General features: G+C 74.5%; 23 protein-coding genes. 8 read left to right on the forward strand and 15 right to left on the reverse strand.

All coding sequences use genetic code 11. The features are described from left to right. The 6 genes from AOK09_RS08535 to AOK09_RS08560 all read right to left on the reverse strand — a co-directional run. Positions 1-710, reverse strand: a 710-nt coding sequence (locus AOK09_RS08535; protein WP_157875837.1) for a HAMP domain-containing protein, incomplete at its 3' end; no start/stop codon positions are given. Beyond that, positions 707-1,384: a response regulator gene (locus AOK09_RS08540; RefSeq protein WP_245687188.1), complete on the reverse strand. Its 678-nt coding sequence runs from the start codon at positions 1,382-1,384 to the stop codon at positions 707-709. The genes AOK09_RS08535 and AOK09_RS08540, both read right to left, overlap by 4 nt. Positions 1,385-1,455: 71 nt before the next feature. After that, on the reverse strand, positions 1,456-2,295 hold the full coding sequence (locus tag AOK09_RS08545) for a hypothetical protein (RefSeq protein ID WP_055586513.1): 840 nt from the start codon (positions 2,293-2,295) through the stop codon (positions 1,456-1,458). 114 nt (positions 2,296-2,409) lie between these two features. Further along, positions 2,410-3,045 (reverse strand): class F sortase, encoded by a 636-nt coding sequence (locus AOK09_RS08550; RefSeq protein ID WP_107101274.1) that lies wholly within the window; start codon positions 3,043-3,045, stop codon positions 2,410-2,412. 37 nt (positions 3,046-3,082) lie between these two features. Then, positions 3,083-3,466: a hypothetical protein gene (locus AOK09_RS08555; protein ID WP_055586515.1), complete on the reverse strand. Its 384-nt coding sequence runs from the start codon at positions 3,464-3,466 to the stop codon at positions 3,083-3,085. Positions 3,467-3,646: 180 nt separating this feature from the next. Further along, the gene (locus tag AOK09_RS08560; RefSeq protein ID WP_055586516.1) at positions 3,647-4,114 is read right to left on the reverse strand and encodes a nitroreductase family deazaflavin-dependent oxidoreductase; all 468 of its coding nucleotides are present in this window, start codon (positions 4,112-4,114) and stop codon (positions 3,647-3,649) included. 136 nt (positions 4,115-4,250) lie between these two features. On the opposite strand from AOK09_RS08560, the gene AOK09_RS08565 reads away from it, so the two are divergent. Then, a complete protein-coding gene (locus AOK09_RS08565) occupies positions 4,251-4,946 on the forward strand; it encodes a TetR/AcrR family transcriptional regulator (protein ID WP_055586517.1) in 696 nt (231 codons plus the stop codon). A gap of 76 nt (positions 4,947-5,022) precedes the next feature. On the opposite strand, the gene AOK09_RS08570 is transcribed toward AOK09_RS08565, so the two are convergent. Beyond that, a complete protein-coding gene (locus tag AOK09_RS08570) occupies positions 5,023-5,817 on the reverse strand; it encodes a methyltransferase (RefSeq protein ID WP_055586518.1) in 795 nt (264 codons plus the stop codon). Between the two features lie 69 nt (positions 5,818-5,886). Here AOK09_RS08570 and AOK09_RS08575 point away from each other — a divergent pair, with 69 nt between their 5' ends. Further along, positions 5,887-6,573, forward strand: a complete 687-nt coding sequence (locus AOK09_RS08575) for an MOSC domain-containing protein (protein ID WP_055586519.1) — start codon at positions 5,887-5,889, stop codon at positions 6,571-6,573. Positions 6,574-6,649: 76 nt separating this feature from the next. Here AOK09_RS08575 and AOK09_RS08580 read toward each other — a convergent pair whose 3' ends face one another. Beyond that, a complete protein-coding gene (locus AOK09_RS08580; RefSeq protein ID WP_055586520.1) occupies positions 6,650-7,342 on the reverse strand; it encodes a GNAT family N-acetyltransferase in 693 nt (230 codons plus the stop codon). 523 nt (positions 7,343-7,865) lie between these two features. Between AOK09_RS08580 and AOK09_RS08585 the strand changes: the two genes are divergently transcribed. The 3 genes from AOK09_RS08585 (at position 7,866) to AOK09_RS08595 (ending at position 11,370) form a co-directional block, all read left to right on the forward strand. Beyond that, positions 7,866-8,798: a PAC2 family protein gene (locus AOK09_RS08585; RefSeq protein ID WP_055586521.1), complete on the forward strand. Its 933-nt coding sequence runs from the start codon at positions 7,866-7,868 to the stop codon at positions 8,796-8,798. A 121-nt stretch (positions 8,799-8,919) separates the two neighbouring features. Continuing rightward, positions 8,920-9,945, forward strand: coding sequence for an SGNH/GDSL hydrolase family protein (locus AOK09_RS08590; RefSeq protein WP_055586522.1), 1,026 nt, complete (start codon positions 8,920-8,922; stop codon positions 9,943-9,945). 90 nt (positions 9,946-10,035) lie between these two features. Then, positions 10,036-11,370: a M48 family metallopeptidase gene (locus tag AOK09_RS08595; RefSeq protein WP_063795892.1), complete on the forward strand. Its 1,335-nt coding sequence runs from the start codon at positions 10,036-10,038 to the stop codon at positions 11,368-11,370. A 325-nt stretch (positions 11,371-11,695) separates the two neighbouring features. Here the strand turns inward: AOK09_RS08595 and nirD are convergent, their stop codons facing one another. The 3 genes from nirD to AOK09_RS08610 are packed head-to-tail and all read right to left on the reverse strand — an operon-like array spanning position 11,696 to position 16,043. Beyond that, entirely contained in the window at positions 11,696-12,070 is a 375-nt protein-coding gene (nirD, locus tag AOK09_RS08600) for a nitrite reductase small subunit NirD (RefSeq protein WP_055586524.1), read from the reverse strand. Continuing rightward, on the reverse strand, positions 12,070-14,694 hold the full coding sequence (gene nirB / locus AOK09_RS08605) for a nitrite reductase large subunit NirB (RefSeq protein ID WP_055586525.1): 2,625 nt from the start codon (positions 14,692-14,694) through the stop codon (positions 12,070-12,072). The genes nirD and nirB overlap by 1 nt, the downstream gene beginning before the upstream one ends. Further along, complete coding sequence (locus tag AOK09_RS08610) at positions 14,694-16,043, reverse strand: NAD(P)/FAD-dependent oxidoreductase (RefSeq protein WP_055586526.1); 1,350 nt, start codon at positions 16,041-16,043, stop codon at positions 14,694-14,696. Before AOK09_RS08610 ends, nirB begins: the two co-directional genes overlap by 1 nt. Positions 16,044-16,215: 172 nt before the next feature. Between AOK09_RS08610 and AOK09_RS08615 the strand changes: the two genes are divergently transcribed. Next, entirely contained in the window at positions 16,216-16,797 is a 582-nt protein-coding gene (locus AOK09_RS08615) for a hypothetical protein (RefSeq protein WP_055586527.1), read from the forward strand. Between the two features lie 4 nt (positions 16,798-16,801). Here the strand turns inward: AOK09_RS08615 and AOK09_RS08620 are convergent, their stop codons facing one another. The 3 genes from AOK09_RS08620 to AOK09_RS08630 form a co-directional block, all read right to left on the reverse strand. Then, positions 16,802-18,577, reverse strand: a complete 1,776-nt coding sequence (locus AOK09_RS08620) for an ABC transporter ATP-binding protein (RefSeq protein ID WP_055586528.1) — start codon at positions 18,575-18,577, stop codon at positions 16,802-16,804. Between the two features lie 120 nt (positions 18,578-18,697). After that, a complete protein-coding gene (gene lysA / locus AOK09_RS08625) occupies positions 18,698-19,978 on the reverse strand; it encodes a diaminopimelate decarboxylase (protein WP_055586529.1) in 1,281 nt (426 codons plus the stop codon). Positions 19,979-20,146: 168 nt separating this feature from the next. Further along, positions 20,147-22,252: a molybdopterin oxidoreductase family protein gene (locus AOK09_RS08630; protein ID WP_055586530.1), complete on the reverse strand. Its 2,106-nt coding sequence runs from the start codon at positions 22,250-22,252 to the stop codon at positions 20,147-20,149. Positions 22,253-22,443: 191 nt separating this feature from the next. Between AOK09_RS08630 and AOK09_RS08635 the strand changes: the two genes are divergently transcribed. After that, complete coding sequence (locus AOK09_RS08635) at positions 22,444-23,277, forward strand: sirohydrochlorin chelatase (RefSeq protein ID WP_055586531.1); 834 nt, start codon at positions 22,444-22,446, stop codon at positions 23,275-23,277. Positions 23,278-23,283: 6 nt separating this feature from the next. Next, positions 23,284-23,691, forward strand: coding sequence for a hypothetical protein (locus AOK09_RS08640; RefSeq protein WP_055586532.1), 408 nt, complete (start codon positions 23,284-23,286; stop codon positions 23,689-23,691). A 33-nt stretch (positions 23,692-23,724) separates the two neighbouring features. On the opposite strand, the gene AOK09_RS08645 is transcribed toward AOK09_RS08640, so the two are convergent. Beyond that, complete coding sequence (locus AOK09_RS08645; RefSeq protein ID WP_055586533.1) at positions 23,725-24,141, reverse strand: hypothetical protein; 417 nt, start codon at positions 24,139-24,141, stop codon at positions 23,725-23,727. Positions 24,142-24,438 lie beyond the last annotated feature (297 nt).

A 24,438-nucleotide genomic window follows, 5' to 3' on the forward strand; every position in this document is an offset into this window, starting at 1 on the left:
TGCGTGGGCCGCCCGGGCGGCAGCAGTTCGGCAGCGGTCACCAGGCCGGTCAGCGGAGTGCGCAGCTCATGGGCGACGTCCGCGGTGAACCGCTGCTCACTGCGCAGCCGCCGCTGGAGCGCCGCCGACATGGAGTCGACCGCGGCGGCCAGTTCGGTGACCTCGTCGCGGGTGCGCCCCAGCGGTCCGATGCGGGCGGTGAAGTCCCCGGAGGCGATGGTGCGGGCGCTGCGCGCGGCGGTGCGCAGCCGGCTGCTGATCCGGTCGGCGACCAGGATGCCGGCGAGCACGGTGACGAAGACCGCCGCGGCGACCGAGACCAGGATGGCCCGGTCCAGAGCGGCGATGGCCTGTTCGTCCTCGGCGTAGTCCACCCGTACGGAGAGCACCCTGCCGCCCGTGCCGGCCGCCGCCCACATCGCGGTGCCGTGCGGACCGGGGCCGAGCATCGAACCGCGGTGGCCCCGCCGGGCGAGGTCGCGCAGCGAGGCCGGCAGGTCGGGGGCGTCCTGGGCGCTGTTGAGGCCGCCGGTCAGGTCGCCGGTGCGGTCGTAGAGGTCCAGCAGGGTGTCCAGGGCGGTCTCGGCGGTCTTGCGGGCCTGGTCGGTGTGCTGGCGCACCGAGGCCTGATGGACCAGCAGTCCCACGGAGAGCGCGACCAGGCAGGAGATGGCCGCGACGGTGGCGGCGATCTGGCGGCGGAGCGTCACCGGGGACGCCTCAGCTTGTAGCCGAAGCCGCGGATGGTCTCGATCCGGTCGGAGCCGATCTTCGCCCGCAGCCGCTGCACATGGACGTCCACCACCCGGCTGTCGGCGCCCCAGCCGTAGTCCCAGACGCGTTCCAGCAGCGTCTGGCGCTCCAGCACCACACCCGGTGCGGCGGTGAACTCCAGCAGCAGCCGGAACTCGGTGGGGGTGAGCGGCACCCGCCGTCCGTCCGCCTTGACCTCCATGCCCTCGGTGTCCACCTCCAGCCCGGCGATCAGCCGCACGGGGCGCGGCTGCGGGCCGTCCGGCTGCGGCTCCTCCACCTCCGGGGCCGGGGCCTCCGGTGGCGGCGCGGCCTCCGGGACGGCGCGGGTGCGGCGCAGCACGGTACGGATCCGGGCCACCAGCACGGCGCTCTCGAAGGGCTTGACGATGTAGTCGTCGGCGCCGGCCTCCAGGCCGGAGACCACATCGACGGGCTCGGTGCGGGCGGACATCATCAGGATGGGCAGCTGGCTCTCCTCGCGGATCCGCCGGCACAGGCCCACCCCGTCCAGCAGCGGCAGCATCACATCCAGCAGCAGGACGTCGGGACGGTCGGCACGGAAGCGCTCCAGGCCCTCCAGCCCGTCGCCGGCCGTGGTGACGGGGAACCCGTAGCGCTCCAGCGCCATCCGGGTGGCCTCGCGGATCACCTCGTCGTCCTCGACCAGCAGGATGCGGGGCTGACCCGGCAGGGCGGCGGTCACCGGGTCACCGGCCGGGTGAGGGAGGCCCCGGACGGGGAGGCGGACGGCACCTGGCCTCCGCCGACCGTGCCTCTTCCGCGGTCCCCGGGGCCGCTCCCCGTGCCGTCGGACAGGGGCCCGGGGACGGGTGTGGGCGCGGAGGTGGGCAGGTCGGTGGGCGTCGGGGCGCAGGCCAGGGCGTCGATGCTGGAGCCGGGGCCGGTGGCCTTGATCTGACGGGTGGTGAAGGCGAGCCGGGTGCCGTCCCAGCGGTAGCGGCTGCTGGTCTCCAGGGACGCGGTGGTCGGCTCCTGCACCACCAGGTCCGCGCCCACGGTGTCCGCGGTGAAGTGCGGGGAGAGCGGCAGGAGGTCGAGGACCGGCACGACCTTCTCCCCGCGCAGGGCGTAGACGTGCAGCGAGGCCCGGTCGCCCCGGGTGACCAGGGAGGTGATCAGTTCGGGGCGGCCGTCGCCGGTCAGGTCGCGGTACCGCGCCGGGCGTACGTCGCAGGTCGGGCAGCCCTTGAGGGCCGCTCGCTCGTCCCGCTCCAGGGCCGGGTCCCGGTCCAGGACGTTGACCGCGGACACGGCGCGGATGTCACCGGACGGGACGGTGACGCCCGGGACCGGCTGGGGCGCGGCCTGGCGCACCGGAGCGGTGGCGGTGGGCGCGGCCGGGGTCGCGGTCTCCGGCCAGAGCGCCAGCGGGGTGGGGTGCGAGGCGACCGCGCGGGTGCGGCCGTCGTCGTGCAGCCCCCCGGGGGCGCCGCAGCCGGCGGCGGCCAGCGTGCAGGCCACCGCGAGGGTCGCCGCCGCCGTGATCCGCCGCCAGGCCGTGCGGGCGTGTGTCCTCACCGTGGTGTCACCTTTCGTACCCGGACATGTCCTGTGCGGACCTGTCGATGGGGGTGCCTCCGCGGTGCGCCGGGCCCCGTCCGCAGATCCAAGCCTGCCTGAACGGCGTCCGGTTCAGGACCGGGGGGCGACCAGGTCGGCGAAGACGATGATGTTGTCCGTCCAGTGGCCCCCCGCCCCCAGGGTTCCGCCGCAGGTGATCAGCCTCAGCTCGGGGCCCTTGGTGTCGCCGTAGACCAGGTCGGTCGGGAAGCCGGTCTTGGGGTACTGCACCAGCCGGCTGACCCGGAAGTCCGCGGTGGTCCCGTCCGCGCGGCGGACGCTGATGCGGTCGCCCGGCCGGAGCGAGGGCAGCCGCTGGAAGACCGCGGGGCCGTGCACGGTGTCGTAGTGCCCGACCAGCACGGCCGGTCCCACCTCGCCGGGGGTGGGGCCGTTGCGGTACCAGCCGACCTGGTCGGCGTGGTCCGCGGCCGGGACCTCCAGGGTGCCGTCCGGGTTGAGGCCCAGGTCCCGGACGGGGGCGTCCACCCCGGCCGCGGGGATGCTCAGCCGGGTCGGCCGGGAGGCGGCCAGGCTGAACGGCCTGCTGCCGTGGCGGGGCGGGCTGCTGCTGTGCGCCGGTACGGCCGCGCCGCCTCCAGGAGCGGAGGTGCCGGCGGCGATCCGTACCGTCGGCTGCTCCGTGGCCCGGTCGATCAGCCCGGCGCCCAGCCCCAGGAGCAGCAGGCCGGCCGCCAGGGCCGGCACCCACGAGGGGCGCCGGCCGCGGCGGTGCCGGCGTTGCTCAGCCCTGCGCACCGGTACGGCGGCGCAGAACGGCGAAGCCGAGGGCGGCGGCGCCCGCGGCGGCGATCCCCGCCCCGCCGACCATCATCGTGGTGGAGGGGCCGGAGTCGCCCTCACCGGCCTGGGCGGCGCCCCGGGGCACGGTGCGGACCTGGCCGCGGCCGGAGCCGTCCCGGGCGGGGACCGGCGAGGGTGCGGCGGTGGCGGCGCCCTGCCCGGCGCTGGGGACGGGCGAGGGCTCGGCGCCGCCCGAGGTGCGCCCGGAGGGGGCGGGGCTGGGGGAGTCCGAGGCGGAGGCAGCCGGGGCGAGCAGGACGCCGGTGGCGGCGAAGGCGGCCACCGCCAGCGGCAGAACGGAACGGGAGGCCTTACGAGGAGCCATGGTGTCGATCCCCTGGTGTGTGCCCTCGACCCGGATGGTCGGGGGCTGGCACCGCTGACGCTAGGAGCGGCGCATCTCGGCCACCGGTAGGAGTTGTCACGGCCACCCGTCGGCTCCGTAACAGAACCCGGCGCTCTGCGGCGGGGTGCCGTTGCGTGGCCGCAGGCGGGCGCGGGCCGGTCAGCGGGCCAGGACGCGGAAGACCGGGTAGCCGGGGGCGATGCCGAGGAGTTCCGCGTCGGAGGCGTCCGGGCCGACGCCGTCGAAGAACATGCCGACCTCGAACTTCCAGCGCTTGAGGTAGGCCCGCAGCACCTCGGGCTTGTCGCCGTCGGCCAGCTCCTGCGCACGGAACTCCTCGGCGCGCCGCCCGATCCGCAGCTCTCCGCCGCCCGCGACCCGGATGTTGCGCACCCACTGGGTGTGGCCGCGCGGCGCGACCAGGTAGCGCTGGCCCTGGTAGGTGAGCAGGTTGACCGGGGTGGTGCGCCACTCGCCGCTCTTGCGTCCGCGCACCGCCAGCACCCGGGAGCCCCAGAGGCTCAGCCCGGCCTTGGTCATGGCGGCCACGACGCGGTTGAAGACCTTGTCGGTGAGGCCGCCGGGCCTGACGTAGCGGGTGGGCTCGGGGGCGGTGGCGTCGGACATGGCGGGCTCCTCGGATGGATTGCGAGAGCAGTGCTCTCGTTTTCGTCTGCCCTGACTGTCGCACCGTCGTGGAACGACTGTCAAGAGCAGTGCTCTCGTTTGTGTGCGGTGATTCCTTCCATGGCAGAATGGCCTCATGGCTGCGATCCGAACCGCCCGGCAGCGGGCCCGCGAGGAACTGACCCTGGAGATCAAGGAGGAGGCCCGCCGCCAGCTCGCCGCGGAGGGCGCCCAACGGCTCTCGCTGCGCGCCGTGGCCCGCGAGCTGGGCATGGTCTCCTCGGCGCTCTACCGCTACTTCCCCAGCCGCGACGACCTGCTGACCGCGCTGATCATCGACGCCTACGAGGCGGTGGGGGAGTGCGCCGAGTCCGCGGTCGCCGCCGCCCCCCGCGCCGACAGCAGGGCCCGCTGGCGGGCGCTCTGCAACGCCGTACGGGACTGGGCGCGCGCGCACCCCCATGAGTACGCCCTGGTCTACGGCACCCCCGTGCCCGGCTACCAGGCACCCCAGGACACGGTCGAGCCCGCCGCCAGGGTCGCCCTGGTGCTGGTCGCCGTGGTGCGCGGCGCACCGCCGGCCGAGCGTCCCCCCGGCCGGATCCCCGCCGGCGAACTGGCGGAGCAGCTCACCGGTCTGGCCTCGCAGATCGCCCCTGAGCTGGACGCGGCCGCGATCGCCCGCGCCCTGATCGCCTGGACCCAGCTCTTCGGCATGGTCAGCTTTGAACTCTTCGGCCATCTGGTCGGCTCCGCCGACCCGTCAGGGCCCTTCTTCGAGCACGCCGTCGAGGAGCTGGCCGACTACCTGGGCCTGCCCCCGTCGCCATGAGCGGGTCCCGCGACCCCTGCGCCTGCGCCTGCGAACACGCGGACCTGCGGACCTGCGGACCGCCGGCCGGAGCGGCTCAGGGGCGGCGCCCCCAGGCGGAGACCATGGGCGAGGTGGCCAGGTCCAGCCGGCCCGCCTCCACGCTCGCCAGATGCCGGTCGATCTCCTCGTCGGTGGCCAGCCCCGCCGCCACCAGCCGGGCCCGCACCTGCCGTACCGTCGCCGCCTCCAGGAGGTCGCCCGCGGCCGAGGCGATCGGGAAGTACGCGTCCGCGGCCACCTCCACCAGCCCCGCCTCGCGCAGCAGCCGGGGCAGCCGCCGCCCGTAGGCGAGGTCGGCGCCCCGCTCGGCCAGCAGCCTGCGGAAGCCGTGGCGCAGCCGGTTGGCCAGCTGCTGCTCGGGCCCGTACTCGTCGGGGCAGATCAGGGGCTGCATGGCCGGGTCGGCGTCCTCCAGCAGCAGGACGCCACCGGGCCGCAGGGACTCCACCATGGCGCGCAGCGCGCGCTCCCGGTCGGCCACATGGACCAGCACCAGCCGGGCGTGCACCAGGTCGAACTGCTCCTGCGGGGGATCGTCCACGGCCACGTCGTGCCGCCGCACCTCCACCGCCGGGCCGACGGCCTCCCGGGTCCAGGACACATCGATGTCGGTCGCCAGCACCCTGCCGTCCGGGCCGACCTGCCCGGCCAGCCACCGCACCACCGACGGGCCGCCCGCGCCCACCTCCCAGCAGCGCCAGCCGGGCCCGATCCCCAGGTCGGCCAGATGCCGGAAGGTCGAGGCGTCGAAGAGCTCCGCCAGTGCGTCGAAGCGTTCCCCGGCCTCGGCCTGCCGGTTGTCCAGGAGATAGCCCTTGTCGTGCGCCATGGCTCCGATGGTCGCACCCGGCGCGAAATCCGGCTGAGCCGGGGGCGGCCCAGGCCCTAGCCTGCCGCCATGGCATATCTGATCTCGGTGAACCTGGCCCGGCCACGGCCCAACCCGGCCAAGCCCAGGATCGGTACGACCGGCATCGACAAGCGACCGGTCGACCACCCGGTCCAGGTCCGGGCGCCCGGGCCCAAGCACACCGGACTGCACAGCGGGCTGGTGGGCGACGCGATCTACGACACCCGCAACCACGGCGGCGACGACCAGGCGGTCTACGCCTATGCGCGGGAGGCCCTGGACAGCTGGCAGGAGGAGCTCGGCAGGGAACTGCCCGGCGGCTCCTTCGGCGAGAACCTCACCACCCGGGGCCTGGACGTGGACGGGGCCATGATCGGCGAGCGGTGGCGGATCGGCGGCCAGGTGCTGCTGGAGGTCGCCGTGCCGCGGATCCCCTGCAGCACCTTCTCCCACTGGCTGGACGAGAAGGGCTGGCTGCGCCGCTTCACCGCACGGGCACTGCCCGGCGCCTACCTGCGGGTGGTCGAGCCCGGCGAGATCCGGGCCGGCGACCCGGTGGAGGTCGAGTACCGGCCCGGCCACGGCGTCACCGTCGAGCGGTGCTTCCGGGCGCTGACCGCCGAACCGGAGCTGCTGCCGGGCCTGCTCGCGGCCGGGCAGCTGCCCGAGGACGTCAAGGAGGTCGCCCGGCGGCGGACAGCGTCGGCCCCGTACCCGGCCCCGGCCGAGGACTGACCGGGCGTCATGCGCCCGGCCGGGCCGCGGCGGGGTACCCCGGGACCGCCCGGAGTCCCCGCCGCGCCCCTGCCGGTCAGGCGGAGATCAGCGGCCTGGGGTGGTCGGGGGCGCTGGGCGCCTGTGCCGCCGCGATCCGCAGCTCGATGATGTCCCGCACCGCGGGCCACTCCTCGTCCAGGATCGAGTAGAAGGCGGTGCCCCTGACCAGGCCGTCCAGTCCTCGGGTGTGCGCCCGGCGGACCCCCTCGCAGACCGCGCCCAGCCGTTCGATCGCGGCCCGGGAGCGCAGATTGCGGGCGTCGGCCCGCATGGAGATCCGGCGCACCCCCCAGACCTCGAAGGCGTACCGCAGCATCAGCAGCTTGGCCTCGGTGTTGATGCCGGTGCCCTGGGCATGGGCGGACAGCCAGGTGCCGCCGATCTCGGCGGCGTCCGGCACCGCGGCGGACGGGTCGCCGAGCGGACCGCGCGGGGCCGGCGGCCAGATGACCGGGCCCTGCCAGTAGTCCAGTTCGGAGAAGCGGGTGGACCCCACGACCAGTCCGTCCGAGGCGCGGACGGTGGCGAAGGGCAGGGAACGGCCTGCCGCCTGGTCGGCGAGTGCGGACTCGACGTACGCGCGGGCCGCCGCCGCCCCCTGCGGAACAGGGGTGAAGGCATAGGCCGTGCGATCCTCGGCCGCGGCGGCGGCCAGGGCCGGGGCGTGCTGCTCGGTCAGCGGCTCCAGCCGCACCATGCGGCCGGTGAGGGTGAGGGGGTGGGGCACGGGCCTTCGGTCCTTCAGCGAGAGGGTGCTCCTGTCCGCGGTCCGGCCAGGAGGAAGGTGTGGACGACCGCCCCGCCGCACGGGATCCGTGGACCGTTACCGGGCCTGGGGACCGGGGCGGCGAAGGAGCGCGGGGGGACAGTGTGCGTCCGCAGGATGGCCGGGGCGGGAACGAGTGCGCGAAAGGAAGCAGGCGGCCAGATGAAGGCAAGGTTGCGAGAGAGGTGGCTGCCTTCGGCAGTGCGATGCCGGGCAGCGAGAGGACGATACCCGGCTGCGGGCCGCACGTCATCCCACGGCGCGCCGACAGCGGCGCACCGGCTCCCACGGTGCGCCCCCGGCCGCTGACCCAGGGGGTGGACACCACTCTGGCCAGCGGCTTTGCCAGAATTTCGGAGGGTGTCCGGTCGGCGGCCAGGAGCGGGAATGCCGTGGCCCGCCCGGACGCTGACAGACGGCGAGGGGGTACCCGTGCGCTGAGCGCTCCGGGCGCCCGTCCGGGATGGAAGGAATTGGGTGCGCGGTGCGTGATCCGGAGGCTCTGTACGACCTGGAGCGGGAGGGTGTGGAGGCGGTGGCCGCCACGGCGGCCACCTCGCCCGGCCTGGTGCTGCTCTACCACTTCGCGGGCTTCATGGACGCCGGGGAGACCGGTGCCCAGGTGGTCGAGCACCTGCGGGAGCAGGGCGACCCCATGGTCGTGGCGCGCTTCGACCACGACCGCCTGGTGGACTACCGGGCCCGCCGTCCCCCGATGACCTTCGAGCGCGACCACTGGTCGGAGTACGAGGCCCCCGAGATCCTGCTGCAGCTGCTGCACGATGCCGCCGGCGCCCCCTTCCTGCTGCTCAGCGGGCCCGAGCCGGACGTCGAGTGGGAGCGCTTCGCCGCCGCGGTGCGCAGTCTGGTGGTCCGCTTCGGGGTGCGCCTCGCGGTGGACTTCCACGGCATCCCCATGGGCGTACCGCACACCCGTCCGGTGGGGCTGACCCCGCACGGCAACCGGATGGACCTGGTCACCGCGCACCCCAGCTGGTTCGAGAGCGCCGAGGTCCCCGGCAGCGCCCAGGGCCTGCTGGAGTACCGGCTCTCCGAGGCCGGCCACGATGTGCTCGGCTTCGCGGTCCACGTCCCGCACTATGTCGCCCGGTCGGCCTATCCGGCCGCGGCCGTGGCGGTGCTGGAGGCCGTCCAGTCCGCCACCGGTCTGGTGCTGCCCGGCACCGAGCTGCGCGAGCGGGTCACCGAGGTCCGCTCGGACATCGACGAGCAGCTGGCCCAGGGCGACAGCGAGCTGCCCACCGCCATCCGCGGTCTGGAGAGCCAGTACGACGCCGTCGCCGGGGCCGAGACCCGGGAGAGCCTGCTCGCCGAGCAGACCGACCTGCCGTCCGCCGACGAGCTGGGCCGGCGCTTCGAGGAGTTCCTGGCCGAGCAGGAGCGCGGCGCCGACTGACGCCCGCCCGCACCCGTCCGTCGCGCCCGCCGGGAGTCCCCCGGCGGGCGCGGCGCGTTGCCTGCTCGTACGGTTCGGGGGACGGGCCGTCGTCCGGCCCGAGCCCACCCCGGGGAGACCCATGACGACAAAGGACCCGCGCACCGCCCTCGCGACCCTGGCCGCGGCCGCCGCCCTGCTGCTCGGCGCCGGCTGCTCCACGGGCGGCCGGGCCGCCCCGGCGCCCCCGGCGTCCGCGTCGGCGTCCGCCGCCGCGCCCACCGGCGCGGCGCCGCGCGCCGCCCCGACGGGCGGCGGCAGCCGGGCGGCCGGACCCTATGTGGCGCTCGGCGACTCCTACACCTCCGCGCCGCAGATCCCCCGGCAGTACGGCACCCCCGTCGGCTGCGCCCGTTCCAGCCGCAACTACCCGTCGCTGGTCGCCGCGGCGCTCGGCCTTCCCGGGGCCGACTTCCGCGACGTCAGCTGCAGCGGCGCCACCATCGACGACCTGACCGCGCCCCAGACCACCTCGGACGGCACCAACCCGGCCCAGCTGGACGCCCTGTCGGCGCGCACCCGGCTGGTGACCCTCGGTATCGGCGGCAACGACGTGGGCTTCATCCAGGTCCTCACCCGCTGCGTCCAGCAGGGCATGCTGCACAGCCTCGGCATGAGCGGCAGCGCCGGCGCCGGCGCCACGCCGGGCGACGCCCCCTGCGAGGACTCCTACACCTCGGCCGGCCGCGACGAGCTGCGGCAGCGGGTGGCGCTGGCGGGCCGCCGGCTGGGGGACGCCGTGGAGCAGATCCGGCTGCGGGCGCCGCACGCCCAGGTGCTGGTGGTCGGCTACCCAGCGCTGGTCCCCGCCGCGGGCGACGGCTCGGCCTGCACGGGGCTGCTGGGCCTGGCGCCCGGCGACGTCGCCTTCCTGCGCTCCCGTGAGCAGCAGCTCAACGACGAGCTGCGGCGCCGGGCGGAGGCTGCGGGCGCCCGCTTCGTCGACACCTGGACCCCCTCCCGGGGCCATGACGCCTGCACGGCCCCCTCCGTGCGCTGGATCGAACCGCTGATCCCGGCCGCCGAGGCCGCCCCGGTCCACCCCAACGCGCGCGGTGAGCGAGGCATGGCCGACGCCGTCCTGCGGGTGCTGCGGGGCAGTTCCTGACAGGCGCCGTCCGAGCGCACCGGCGGAGCTCGACGACGGCGGTGCCGTGATCTTGACCGCGGGCGCCGCACCTGCGGCATGATCACCGCCATGACTCCGTCTGCTGTCGCCGCGCCTGGTGCGCCGTGCCCCACCTGCTCGGCTCCGCTCGCCGACGACCGCCGTTTCGTGGTCTGGTGTCCCGCGTGCGAGTGGAACGTGGACCCGCTGGCGGAGTCCGCCGCCGACACGGTCCCCCAGGGGCGGACCGGCCGCCGCACGGCCCGGCGGCGGAGCGCCGAGCGGGCCGTCGCCGAGCAGATGTACACGGAGGCTGTGAAGGCCGCCGAGGCGGCGAGTCTGCGTCCGGTGCGCGGCCGGGCGTGGTTCGCAGCGATGGGCATCGCCGCACTGGTCCATCTGTCCACCGTCGTGGTGACCGGGGTGTCCCTGTGGTGGCTGGTGACAGGGTCGATGTTCCTCAGGGTGCTCGGCGTGCCGGGGCTGGCGCTCGCCGCGCTGCTCCGTCCGCGGCTCGGCCGGGTCCGACGCCGGGACGAGTGGTCGCTGACCCGCGCGGAGGCACCGGCTCTGTACGGTCTCGCGGACCGGGTCGCCTCGGCGTCGGGCGCCCCGCCCGTGCACCTGATCCGCGCCACCGGGGAGTTCAACGCGTCCTACGGAAGGGTGGGGCTGCGGCGGCGCCGTGTCCTGACCCTGGGTCTGCCGCTGTGGGAGATACTCGCCCCCCAGGAGCGCATTGCCCTGCTGGCACACGAGTTCGGGCACGCCGTCAACGGTGACAGCCGCCGGGGGCTGTGGCTCGGCTCGGCGGTCAGGGCGCTTGTCGAGTGGTATCGGCTGACCCGTCCGGACGGCGGTGCCACAGCGGGGCCCGGGCTCGTCATGCTGATCGCGGGCTGGGTCGCCAACGCGGTGATGCTGGTGGTGCACAAGTCCGTCGAGGCGGTGCTGCTGATCCTTCACCGCTGCACCCTGCGCACCGGGCAGCGGGCCGAGTACCTGGCGGATCTGCTGGCCGTGCGGGTCGCCTCGGCGAGCGCGACGCGGACCCTGCTGGAGTCCATGCTGCTCGGGGAGAGCGTGGAGGCCTTCTTCCACCGGAAGAGGCTCGCCCCGCAGGCGGGGCGCACGGCGGGTGAGGCATCCCGGCGGGCCCGGGATGCCGAGTTCTGGCAGGAACTGCGTGCGTACCTGGACTCCGTGCCCGAGGCCGAACGTCTGCGACGACTGCGGGTGTCGGCGCTGCGGATGGGCTCGGTGGACAGCACGCACCCGCCGACGCACCTGCGGGTGGCGCTCGTGGAGACGCGGGGGGCCCACGAGGCGGCGGTCGTCGCCGACGAGGCCGAGACGGCAGCGCTGGAGGTCGAACTCGCCGGTCGGCGGGCCGCGGTGGTGGCCTCTCAGACGGAATTCCGGTGAGTTCCGGGCGATCAGGGCCGCACCTCACCCCGGCGGGCGCCCGACGGTGCGACCAGGCTTGTCCGCCCTCGGACTGCGCCGCGGCCGCCCAGGTCCGCACCATCGCCCGCGTCACCAAGCAGCCGCAGGCCCTCGTCGGGCCCTTGGGCACCGTCGACTGACAGGCAGGTCGCCACCGGCGGCGGCGCGAGGAGTCCCGCCGGTGCCGCTGCAGGCGACCGCGGCCCTGTGCCCGCTCCGGCCGGGCACAGGGCCGCCGGCCGGGCCTCCGCGATCAGGGCGACAGGCGGAGGAGCCGGCCGGCGGGGTTCCGTGGCGGCCGCGGTCAGGGGCGGACCCTGGCGGTGTGGACGGGGATGCGGACCCGCTCGTCGTCCAGGCACTCCCCGCCCGTCAGGTCGAAGCGCTGCTTCAGCAGCGGCGAGGCCACGTACGGGCGGTCGCCGACCGTGCCCAGCAGGCCCCGGGAGAGCACCTGGGCGCCGGTGAAGGGGTCCCGGTTGGCGATCGCGTACACCCGGTCGTGGCGGTCCCGGAAGACGGCGGCCTGGCTGCCGTCGGGGAGCAGCACCGCGACGCCGCGGCCGGGGGTCAGGTGGGAGAGGTCGCAGACGGGCACCCAGGCCCCGTCGATCAGCAGCTCCACCCGGGCGGTGGGAGCGGCGGCGGTCGCGGTCGCGGCGACGGTGGGAGCGGTCATCATGAGCGGACCTCCAGAAGGGGGGTGTTGTCGGGGTCGAGCGAGCGCAGCAGGTCCTGCTCGGAGAAGAGGAGCTCCAGGTCGGGCTTGACCTGCTCCCGCTCCGGGACGAACTTCACCGTGGGGTCGGGCACCTCGGGTGCGTTGACGAAGGAGACGAAGCGGCGCAGCCGCTCGGGGTCGGCCAGTGTGGCGGCCCACTCGTCCTCGTACCTGTCGACGTGGTTGGCCATCAGGGCCTCCAGCTCGTCGCAGATGCCGAGCGAGTCCTCCACCACGACCTTCCGGACGTGGTCCAGGCCGCCCTCGATCCGCTCCAGCCAGGCGGAGGTGCGCTCCAGCCGGTCGGCGGTGCGGATGTAGAACATCAGGAACCGGTCGATCAGCCGGATCAGGCCCTCGTCGTCCAGGTCCTGCGCCAGCAGGTCGGCGTGGCGGGGGTCGGCGCCGCCGTTGCCGCCGACGTAGAGGTTCCAGCCGCCCGCGGTGGCGATCACCCCGAAGTCCTTGCCGCGGGCCTCGGCGCACTCGCGGGCGCACCCGGAGACCGCCGACTTCAGCTTGTGCGGGGAGCGCAGCCCCCGGTAGCGCAGCTCCAGCTGGATCGCCATCCGCACCGAGTCCTGCACCCCGTAGCGGCACCAGGTCGAGCCCACACAGGACTTCACGGTGCGTAGCGACTTGCCGTAGGCGTGGCCCGACTCGAAGCCGGCGTCCACCAGCCGCGCCCAGATCTGCGGCAGCTGGTCCACCCGGGCGCCGAAGAGGTCGATCCGCTGCCCACCGGTGATCTTGGTGTAGAGGCCGAAGTCGCGGGCGACCTCGCCGATCACGATCAGCTTCTCCGGGGTGATCTCCCCGCCGGGGATGCGCGGGACGACCGAGTAGGACCCGTTCTTCTGCAGATTGGCCAGGAAGTGGTCGTTGGTGTCCTGCAGTGCCGCCTGCTCGCCGTCCAGGATGTGCACCGAGGCGTCCAGCTCCGGGGCCAGGCTGGCGATGATGGAGCCGACGGTGGGCTTGCAGACCTCGCAGCCCTCGCCGTTGCGGGCCTCCTCGCGGCCGTAGCCCTCCAGCAGCTGGGCGTGGCTGGCGACCCCGGCGACCCGGACGATCTCGTACAGCTCGGCGCGGGTGTGGGCGAAGCAGGGGCAGAGGCCCTTGTCGACGGCGACGCCGGACGCCTCCAGCTCCTCGTTGACGATGGTGCCCAGCAGCTTGACGCAGGAGCCGCAGCCGGTACCCGCCTTGGTGCACTTCTTCACCTCGGGCACCGTGGTGCAGCTGTGCTCGGTGACGGCGGCGCGGACGGTGCCCTTGGTGACGTTGTGGCAGTTGCAGACCACCGCGTCGTCCGGCAGCGCCGAGGAGCCCAGCGACACCGGGCCGCCCAGTCCGGCCGGCAGCACCAGCGCCTCCGGCGGCGCGGGCAGCGGGTTCCCGGTGCCCGCCAGCGGACGCAGCGACATGTAGGCGTCGGCGTCACCGACCAGGATGCCGCCGAGCAGCGCCCCCTCCGCGGTGACCACCAGCTTCTTGTAGACCCCGGAGCGGGAGTCGGAGTACACGACCTCCAGGGCGCCCTCGGTGGCGGCGAAGGCGTCGCCGAAGCTGGCGACGTCCACACCCAGCAGCTTGAGCTTGGTGGACAGGTCGGCGCCGGTGAAGGTCCGCTCCCCGCCCGCCAGCCGGTCGGCGACCGCCTGCGCCATCTCGTAGCCCGGCGCCACCAGGCCGTAGACCCGGCCGTCGCTGGCCAGGGCGCACTCGCCGATGGCGAAGACCCGCTCGTCGGTGACGGTGCGGCAGTTCTCGTCCACCCGGATGCCGCCGCGCTCGCCGACCTCCAGGCCGCAGTCGCGGGCCAGCTGGTCGCGGGGGCGGACGCCGGCGGAGAAGACCACCATGTCGACGGCGAGTTCGGACCCGTCGGTGAAGGACATCCCCGCGGCGGCGCCCGAGGCGTCCACCGCGACCGCCTTGGTGCCGACCCCGGTGTGCACCACCACGCCCATCTCCTCGATGGTGCGCCGCAGCGCCTCGCCGCCGCCGTCGTCCACCTGGACCGGCATCAGCCGCGGGGCGAACTCCACGACGTGCGTCTCCAGCCCGAGGCCCTTGAGGGCGCCCGCGGCCTCCAGCCCCAGCAGGCCGCCGCCGACCACCGCGCCCACCCGGGCGCCCTTGGCGTACTCCTCGATGGCCAGCAGGTCCTCGATGGTGCGGTAGACGAAGCAGCCCTGGGCGTCCCTGCCCTCCACGGGCGGCACGAAGGGGTACGAGCCGGTGGCCAGCACCAGGGTGTCGTAGCGGAACTCCCGTCCGGAGCGGGCCGTCACGGTGCGTGCGGCGCGGTCCACGGCCACCGCCGGGTCGCCGAGGTGGACCTCGTAGCCGTGCCGCTCGGCGAAGCCGGCCTCACCCATCAGCAGGTCCTCCGGGGTACGGCCGGAGAAGTACGAGGTCAGCTGGACCCGGTCGTAGGCGGCACGCGGCTCCTCGGCGAGCACGACCACCCGCAGCCGTGCTGCGGCGCCGTTCTCGGCCAGGGCCTCCAGGAAGCGGTGGCCGACCATGCCGTACCCGACCAGGAGGACGGTGGGCTTCTCGGTGCTGTCGGTCATCAGGCGGTCCCTCCGTGGATGGTGCTGTGGGTGGTTCCGTGCGTGGTGATCAGATGCAGCGGGTGGGCGGGCAGCGGCTCGTCGCCCTCCCAGGCGTGGGCCATCGCGCCCACCGTCGTCAGGTCGCCGAGCAGGATGCCGCCGACCAGCCGGTCGCCGCCCTGCTCGTCGCGGCGCACCACGACCTTGCGGTAGGCGCCGCGGGTGGGGTCGGCCAGTCGCAGCACCCGGTCGGCGGGGCCGGCCGGCTCGGTCTCGCCGAAGGCGGCCAGGTCGAAGCTGCTGGCGCCGGGCAGGGTGAGCCGGGTCAGCAGCCGGCTGCCGCGGTACCGGGCGGCGGACGCGGGGTCGGAGAGCAGTACGGCCAGCAGGTCGGCCTGCTCACGGGCCGGTCCCGCCAGGCCGTACACCGTGCCGCGGTGCTCGGCGCAGTCCCCGACGGCGTGGACGCGCGGGTCGGAGGTGGTCAGCCGGTCGTCGACCAGGACGCCCCGGCGGACCGGAAGGCCCGCGGCCTGGGCCAGGCCGACGCGGGGGCGGACCCCGCAGGCGAGCACCAGCAGATCGGCCTCCAGCCGGTAGCCGTCGGCCAGTTCCACGGCGGTCGTACGGCGGTTGCGGGTCAGCACCGCGCGGGCGCGGCACTCGGTGTGCACCTCCACGCCCAGCTCGGTCAGGTGCCCGCGGAGCAGCGCCGAGGCCTCCTGGTCGAGGTGACGCTCCATCAGGGACTCGCCCTGGTGCACGATCACTGTCTGCACGCCGCGTGCGGCCAGCGCCCGCGCCGCCGAGACCCCGAGCAGCCCGCCGCCGACCACCACCGCCCTGGCCGCACTGGCGCCCGCGTCCCGCAGCAGGGCGTCGATGCCCGCGCAGTCGTCGAGGGTGCGGAAGGCGAAGACGCCCTCGGGCAGCTCGTGCTGCCCCCGGCCCGACCGTGGGTCCGCGGTGTCGTCGAAGAGGCCGCGCAGCGGGGGAAGCACCGGGTTGCTGCCGGTGGCCAGCACCAGATGGTCGTAGCGGACGGCCGAGCCGTCGTCGCACAGCACGGTGCGCTCCGCCCGGTCGATCCTGACCACCCGCACTCCCCGCCGCACCACCGGGCCCTGCGGCACCGGCGGCAGCGCCACCACCTCGGGGGCGTAGCGCCCCGCCAGTACGTCGGCGAGCAGCACCCGGTTGTAGCCGGGGTGCGGCTCCTCGCCCAGTACGGTCACCTGGTGCGCGCCGCCCGGTACGCCGGCCAGCTGCTGCGCCAGCCGGTGCCCGGCCATGCCGCCGCCGACCACGACCACCCGGCGGGGTGTGCCGTGGCGGCGCTCGTTGCGCAGGCTCGGGTCGGTGGTCATGAAAAGAGCTTCCGACGTGGGTGTTTCCCGTCAGGTTCGCTGCTGTTTCGGCTGCGGAACGGTGACCTCAGCGTCCGGAGGGCTCACCTGTGAGCGTCGGGCGGTGTGAAGTGGCGCCGGTCGATAGCATCAGCCCGGACCACGATCCGGCCCACAGAGCGAGGGGACCGCCATGGGAGCGGCCGACGGGGTGGACGACGCCCCGCAGGACCACGACAGCCTCGTCGACATCACGCCGCCGGTCGAGGAGGAGCCCGATCCGGCGGCCGGCGGCAACCGCTGGCTGGGGCCGCTGCTGGTGATCGGGGTGCCCCTCGCCCTGGTGGCCGCGGGTTTCGCGGCGCTGTACTACCTGCTCTTCGCCGCGCCCGAGTTCCCCGAGACCGACTCCAGGGCCTGTCCGGGAAGTGTGCAGCCGCTGGAGCCGCTGGAGGTCCAGCTGGGGCTGCATCTGCCCGAGGGCGCACGCGATGTGCACTACCTGACCACTGCGGCCGACTCCGGCAAGCCCGTGCTGGAGGTCTCCTTCCGGATGCCGGCCGCCGCCGTGGACGAGGCGCTGGAGGACTACGGCCTCACCGAGGACCCGCGCCTGGACAACGGATACCTGGGCGGACTCTCCTGCGGACCCGTCGACAGCGGACAGGTCACCACCTGGTGGGGATCGCTGAGGAGCAGTCCGCGCCCGGTCCACGCGACCGTCACCATGCCCCCCGGCGACCTGGCCCAGGTGGAGCTGGTCATCGACGGCTGACGCCTCAGGCGGTGCGGGCCCCCTGGGCCGACTGCAGCCGTGCGTACGCCCCGCCCCGGCGCAGCAGCTCCTCATGGGTGCCGACCTCGGCGATCCGGCCGTCGTCCAGCACCACGATGCGGTCGGCGCCGCGGATGGTGGAGAGCCGGTGGGCCACCACGAAGACCGTCCGGCCGTTCACCAGCCTGGCCAGTGCCTGCTGGACCAGTGCCTCGGAGTGGGTGTCCAGCGCCGAGGTGGCCTCGTCCAGCACCAGGATCCGCGGGTCGCGGATCAGCGCCCGGGCGATGGCCAGCCGCTGCTTCTGGCCGCCCGACAGCCGGGCGCCGCGCTCCCCGACCACGGTGTCCAGGCCGTCCGGCAGCCGGTCGATGAACTCCATGGCGTTGGCGTCGCGCAGCGCGGCACGCACCCGCTCCTCGGGGACGTCCGGCATGCCGTAGCCGACGTTGGCCCGGATGGTGCCCTCGAAGAGGATGGACTCCTGCGGCACCACCGACAGGAACCGCCGGTAGCTGCGCAGGTCCAGCGTCTCCATGTCCGCGCCGTCCAGCAGGATCCGGCCCTCGGTGGGGCGCAGGAAGCCGATCACCAGGTTGAGCGCGGTGGACTTGCCGGCGCCCGAGGGACCCACCAGGGCGATGGTCTCCCCGGGGCGCACCGAGAGGGTGAAGTCCCGGATCGAGTGCCGATCGGCCTCCCCGTAGGCGTAGCCCACGCCCTGGAAGTCCACCCGCCCGCGGACCGCGGCCACCTCGGCCTTGCCCGCGTTCAGCTCCAGGTCGGGGGCCTCCAGCACCTCGCCGGCGGACCGCACCGACTCCAGGCCCTTGCTGATCACCGGGGTGAGCCCCATCAGGGTGGTGACCGCGGCGGTCAGCGAGGAGAAGTAGGCGCTGAGCATCACCACGTCGCCGGGGGTGACGGCCAGCCAGCCGTAGTACGCCGCCAGCGCGGAGCCCGCCAGGCAGCCCACCCCCAGCGCATTGAGCATGATCCAGGCCAGCGCCCCGAACTGCCCGTTGAGACGGTCCAGCCGCAGCCCCGCCGTCAGCACCTGCCGCAGCGTCCCGTCCACCCGGCGCAGCGCGGTGTGCTCCAGCCCGTGCGCCCGGGTGATGGGGATCAGCGTGGTCATCTCGCTCACCCGCGAGGAGAGCTGCTCGACCTCCTGGCGGAAGGACTCGTTGTACGCCCGCAGCCGCCCGCGCAGCCACATCACCAGCGCCGACGCCGCCGGGACGACCACCAGGAAGACCGGCAGGAAGGCGGGGGTGCGCACACCGATCACCACCAGCGCCCCGGCGAGCGTGGCCACCGCGGACAGGCCCAGGTCACCGGTCTGCTGGAAGGCCTGCTCCACGCTCTCCACATCACGGATCACCTTGGTCTGCAGCACCCCCGCGCTGACCCTGGAGTGGTAGCCGATGGACAGCTGCTGCATACGGTGGCAGAGCGCGGAACGCATCCGGTTGCCCATCCGCCGGGCGCTGCCGTACCAGCAGCGGATGTAGAGCAGCTGGAAGGGGTAGTTGAGCACCAGCATCACCAGCAGCAGCCCGGCGCCGAACCAGAGGCCGGTGATCGGCCGGTGCTGCACCACCACGTCGATCACCTCGGCGGTGATCAGCGGGGTGAGCCAGGTGGGGCTGTGCTTGACCAGGAACGCCAGCGCGGCGAGCGCCAGCCGGCCGCGGTCCTCGTGCAGCAGGTAGACGAGGGTGCGGACGGGGTGCTCGCCGCGGTAGCGGTGGTCCAGAGGTCCCTGCGGCAGCGCCATGGTCGGGAGACTCCTGAAGTGCGATGTACGGGAGGGGGTTCGGGGGGTTGAGGCCGTGAGCCGGCACACATCCTCCCAGAGGGCCTTTCGCCACCGCACCGGGATTCCCCGGCCGCAGGCTCAGCCCGGCAGGTCGGTCTCCAGTGACAGCAGCTCCCGGACGGTCTGCCGGCGGCGGATCAGCCGGGTCTCTGCGCCGTCCAGCAGCACCTCGGGGACCAGCGGCCGGGAGTTGTAGTTGGAGGACATACTGGCGCCGTACGCCCCGGCGTCATGGAAGACCAGCAGGTCACCGATCTCCGCCCAGGGCAGCGGCACCGGCTGCACCTCACCGCCGGGCGTCTGGGTGAACACGTCCCCGGACTCGCACAGCGGTCCCGCCAGCACGGTGTCCAGCACGGCCGTGTCGCGCACCTCGCCGCCCGGCGACAGCACCGACACCTGGTGGCTGCTGCCGTACATGGCCGGCCGCATCAGGTCGTTGAAGCCGGCGTCCACCAGCACGAAGTGGTTGCCGCCCATCGGCTTGCGGGCCTGCACCTCGGCCGCCAGCACCCCCGAGCCGGCGACCAGGAAGCGGCCCGGCTCGATCTCCAGCCGCACCGGGTGGCCGAGTTCGGACACCAGCTCCTGCCGGGCGGCGTCCCACAGCCGGAAGTACCGGTCGGTGTCCAGCTCGGGGTCGCCGGGCGCGTACGGCACCGAGAGGCCGCCGCCCGCCGAGATCGCGCGCACATCCCGGCCGGTCAGCCTGACCTGCTTGACCATGGTCTCGCAGACCTGCTCCAGGTGCCCGTAGTCGGCCCCGGAGCCGATGTGCATGTGCAGGCCCACCAGGTCCAGCCGGTGGCGGTCCACCAGCTCCAGGCTCTCGGCCAGGTGCTCGTGCCAGATGCCGTGCTTGCTGTGCTCGCCGCCGGTGTTGGTCTTGCGGCTGTGGCCGTGGCCGAAGCCGGGGTTGATCCGGATCCACACCGGGTGGCCCGGTGCGGCCCTGCCCACCTGCTCCAGCATCTGCGGGGAGCCCGCGTTGACCGGGACGCCCAGCTCCACCACGCGGCGCAGCGTGGACCGGCCCAGGACGTCGGCGGTGAAGACCACCGGCTGCTCCGGGCCGCCCGGGGTGAAGCCGGCGGCAAGCGCCCGCTCCAGCTCGCCCTCCGACACCGCGTCGACCAGCACCCCCTCCTCCCGCATCAGCCGCAGCACATGGATGTTGGAGCAGGCCTTCTGGGCGAAGCGGATCACGTCGAACCGGCGCAGCCGGGCGATCTGGGAGCGGATCCGCTCGGCGTCGTACACCCACACCGGGGTGCCGTGGCGCTCGGCCACCTCGGCGATCCGGGAGGCATTGAGCGCCCCGGTGAGCTCACCGGTGCCCGAGCTGGGGACAGTGGTCATCGTCAGTCCTTGTCGCGGAGAAGCAGCCCGACGGCCCTGATCCTGCTCCAGTGCGGGCGGGCTCCGCCGGGCTGTCCGCAGGGCGGACGGCGACCCGCGCGGATCGCGTCGATTCGCCTTTCCCACGCATGAACTGACGATCCGTCGTATCGGCCGCGGTGGGCGGCCTCACGGTGCGGGCGCCCGCACCACCGGCTCCAGCCGCACCGCGCAGACCTTGAACTCCGGCATCCGGGAGACGGGGTCCAGCGCCGGGTTGGTGACCGTGTTGGCGCGGCCCGCACCGGCCCAGTGGAAGGGCATGAAGACCGTGTCCGGGCGGATGGCGTCGGTGACCCGCGCCGGGGCGACCGCCCGCCCACGGCGGCTCACCACCGCGACCTCCGCCCCCTCCGCCACCCCCAGCCGCTCCGCCAGTCGCGGATGCAGCTCCACATATGGTCCCGGCGCCGCCGAGTTGAGCGCGTCCACCCGGCGGGTCTGGGCGCCCGACTGGTACTGCGACAGCACCCGCCCGGTGGTCAGCCGCAGCGGGTACTCCCGGTCGGGCTCCTCCGCGGCCGGCCGGTGCTGCACCGGGACGAAGCGGGCCCGGCCGTCCGGGGTGGCGAAGCGGTCCAGGAACAGCCGCGGCGTCCCCGGATGCCCGGCCGACGGACATGGCCAGAAGACGCCGTCCTCGGCCGCGATCCGCTCGTAGGAGATCCCGGCGTAGTCCGCGGGGCCGCCCGCCGACGCCCGCCGCAGCTCGTCGAAGGCCTTCTCCGGCTCCACCGGGAACCCCTCGCCGTGCCCCAGCCGCGCCGCCAGCGCATGCAGCACCTCCAGGTCGCTGCGGACCCCGGGCGGTGGCGCCACCGCCCTGCGGCGCAGGATCACCCGGCCCTCCAGACTGGTCATGGTGCCGGTCTCCTCCGCCCACTGGGTCACCGGCAGCACCACATCGGCCGTCGCGGCCGTCTCCGACAGCACCACATCGCTGACCGCCAGGAAGTCCAGCGCCGCGAACCGCTCCGCGACATGCCCGGCACGCGGCGCCGACACCACCGGGTTGGAACCGCACAGCAGCAGCGCCCGGACCTCCCGGCCCAGCGACTCCAGCAGCTCGTAGGCGCTGCGGCCGGGCCCGGGCAGCGACTGCGGGTCCACACCCCACACCGCGGCGACATGACGCCGGGCGGCAGGGTCGTCGATCCTCCGGTACCCCGGCAGCTGGTCGGCCTTCTGCCCGTGCTCGCGGCCGCCCTGCCCGTTGCCCTGGCCGGTCAGGCAGCCGTACCCGGAGTACGGCCGGCCGGCCCGCCCGGTCGCCAGGCAGAGGTTGATCCAGGCGCTCACCGTGTCGGTCCCCTTGGCCTGCTGCTCCGGCCCGCGAGCGGTCAGCACCATCGAGGCCGGCGCGTCGCAGAACAGCCGCACCGTCTCGCGGAGCCCGGGGACCGGCACCCCGGTGATCGACTCCACCAGCTCCGGCCAGTGCGCCATCGCCGCCGCCCGGGCCTCGGGCCACCCCGTGGTGCGCTCCGCGATGAACTCCTCGTCGGTGCGGCCCTCCGCGACCACCAGGTGCAGCAGACCCAGCGCCAGCGCCAGATCGGTACCGGGACGCGGCGCCAGATGCAGATCGGCCAGCTCCGCGGTGCGGGTGCGGCGCGGGTCCACCACCACCAGCGTGCCGCCGTTCTCCCGCAGCTCCCGCAGATAGCGCACAAAGGGCGGCATGGTCTCCGCCGGGTTGCCGCCGACCAGGATCACACAGCCGGTCCGCGGTATGTCCTCCAGTGGGAACGGCATCCCCCGGTCCAGACCGAAGGCCCTGCTGTGCGCCGCCGCCGCCGAGGACATGCAGAACCGGCCGTTGTAGTCGATCGCCGAGGTCCGCAGCACCACCCGGGCGAACTTCCCCAGCAGATAGGCCTTCTCATTGGTCAGCCCGCCGCCGCCGAACACCCCCACCGCGTCCCTGCCGTGCCGCTCCGCGGTACGCGACAGCTCCACGGCGATCCGGTCCAGGGCTGCCTCCCAGCCCACCGGGGCCAGCGGCGCCCCGCGGTGCGGGCGCATCAGCGGCGTGGTCAGCCGGGCCCCCGGCGCCAGCACGGCGGCCGCACTGGCACCCTTGCCGCAGAGGGCACCCAGATTGACCGGGAATCCCGGCCGTTCCACCACCTCCACCGGTACCGCCCCGGTGACCGGCCGCAGCCCCATCCCGCACTGCAGGGAGCAGTAGGGGCAGTGGGTGTCGATCGCGGGCAATGCGGCGGTTTCGTCCATACCGTGCAGTCTGCGTCGGGGCTGTTTCACCGCCACGACCCCCGCGTTACACCGCAGGTACGGCGCCCTCAGAGCCGCGCCCACCCGGCTGTGAGGCCTCTCAGCAGGCCGTTCCCCGGCTGTGAGCTACGGGAAACTGCTGTTGACCACCGCGCAACCACGGGGTAACACCCACCGGGGACGCTGAACGCATGACGCAGCCCCTGTGGAACTCCAGCGCCTCGGAACTGCTGTCCGAGATCGCCACCCGGTTCTCCACCGGGCTCTCCGCGCGCCACACCTGCCCCGCCGAAGGCGCCCGGCCCCCGGCGCTGGTCGCCGTCGCCCACGGCTCCCGCGACCCGGCCGCGCGTACGGAGATCCAGCGGCTGCTCGACCAGGTGCGGGCACTGCGGCCGGGCCTTCCCGTGCACCTCGCCCACCTGGGTCTCAACGACCCGTTGCTGCCCGACGTCCTCGACCGGCTCACCGGCCGGGCGGTACTGGTGCCTCTGCTGCTGGGGCGCGGGTACCACGTCAGGGTGGACATCCCCCGGGCCCTCGCCGCCGCCCCGCACCTGGACGCCGCCGTCGCGGCCCCGCTCGGGCCGCATCCACTGCTCACCCAGGTCCTCCACACCCGGCTCGCCGAAGCGGGCTGGGACGCCAGGGGCGGCGACGCCGTGGTGCTGGCCGCCGCCGGCTCCCGCGACCCCGCCGCCGCGGCCGACACCGAGGCCCAGGCCCGGCTGCTGTCCGCCCGCCTCGGCGTCCCCGTACTCCCGGGCTACGTCGCGGCGGCGGCCCCCACCGTCGCCGAGGCCGTCGCCGCCCTCACCGCCCGCGGCCACCGCCGGGTCGCCGTCTCCGGCTACTTCACCGCCCCGGGCGACTTCGCCCGGCTGGCGGCCGCCGCCGGCCGCTGGCTCACCGCGGCCCCCCTCGGCCCGCACCCCGCCCTGGCCCGGCTGGTCCTCGCCCGCTACGACGACGCCGCGGGGCTCACCCGGGCAACCGACGCCGAACCCCGGGCTCTGGCATCCTGACCGCTCGTGGACATACCCGACGGCCGAGCCGCCTCCGCCCTGCGTTTCCTCACCGAACTCGCCGCCTGGACCGCCACGCCGTGGGCCCTCGCCCCGCACTCGGTGCCGCTGGCCGTCGCCTCCGTGGTCCTGCTGATCGGACTGCCCACCGTCCTCGCCACCCCGGGCGACAAGAAGCAGGTGATGGTCGCCGTGCCGGGCCTGGTCACCATCGCCCTGGTGCTGCTCCAGCTCGCCGCCGCGGTCATCGCCTCCTGGGCCGCCTGGCCGGCCTGGCTGGCGGTGCCGGTCACCCTCCTCGCCGCCGTATGCCTGGTCCTGGAACAGCCCCGCTGGCGGGCGCTGGCCGCCGTCCGCGCCGACCCGGACGGGTCGGGCGGTACGACGGCGAGGGGGCGGACGGAGGCGCCCTGAAGGGCCGGGCCCCGACCTTCTACGGCGTGCGTATCACCAGGGGGAGGGGCCCGGACGGGAGCCGAACACGGAAGCGGAGATGAACAGGTCGCCGCTCGTGATCTGGCCGACCGTCGCGCTGCCGCCGGGGTTGATGGTGACCGCCCCCGCGGAGAGGGTGATGGGGACGTTGGTGCCGTTGTCGACGGTGGTGACGGTGTTCAGTGCGACGCCGCTGTCGAGCGGGTTCCGGCTGAGGCTCGCCCCCTGGATGACGACGTCGGGGAGAGGAGCCGTCCGGTGAATGGTCACGATTCCGGTGATCACCGGGTCCCGGTGGGCTTCCGGCGCGGTCCCCGGGGCCGCGGTGTGAAGACCCGGAGCGGCGTGGGCCGGGGAGAGGCTGAGCAGCGCGGCGCCGCAGACGACTGCTGCGGCGAGTCCGGCGGCGCGGGCGGATATGGGACGCATCGGATTCCTCCATGGTGCTGGTTCCGCGGTGGCAACTGAAAGGGGGCCGCACTGACACCCCGCCAGGGGTTGAGTGCGGCGCCCAGAAACCCACGCAACGTCATGTGTTCGGGTGCCGCAAGCGGTGTCGGCCGTAACGGGTGCGCGAGGCAGGAGATGTCACCGGTACGGGCCTACCGCGTCCGCTCCGGCACACTCCCGCGGACTTCCCTGCGCGCTGCCGGCCTCCTGGGCCATGCGGTCCCTCGCGCGCTCCTGTTCTCCGCGAAGCCGCCGGCGCAGCGGGCGGACGGTAAT

Origin of the sequence: Peterkaempfera griseoplana (assembly GCF_001418575.1) — a bacterium.
In the GTDB taxonomy this organism is placed as follows: Bacteria; Actinomycetota; Actinomycetes; order Streptomycetales; family Streptomycetaceae; genus Peterkaempfera; species Peterkaempfera griseoplana.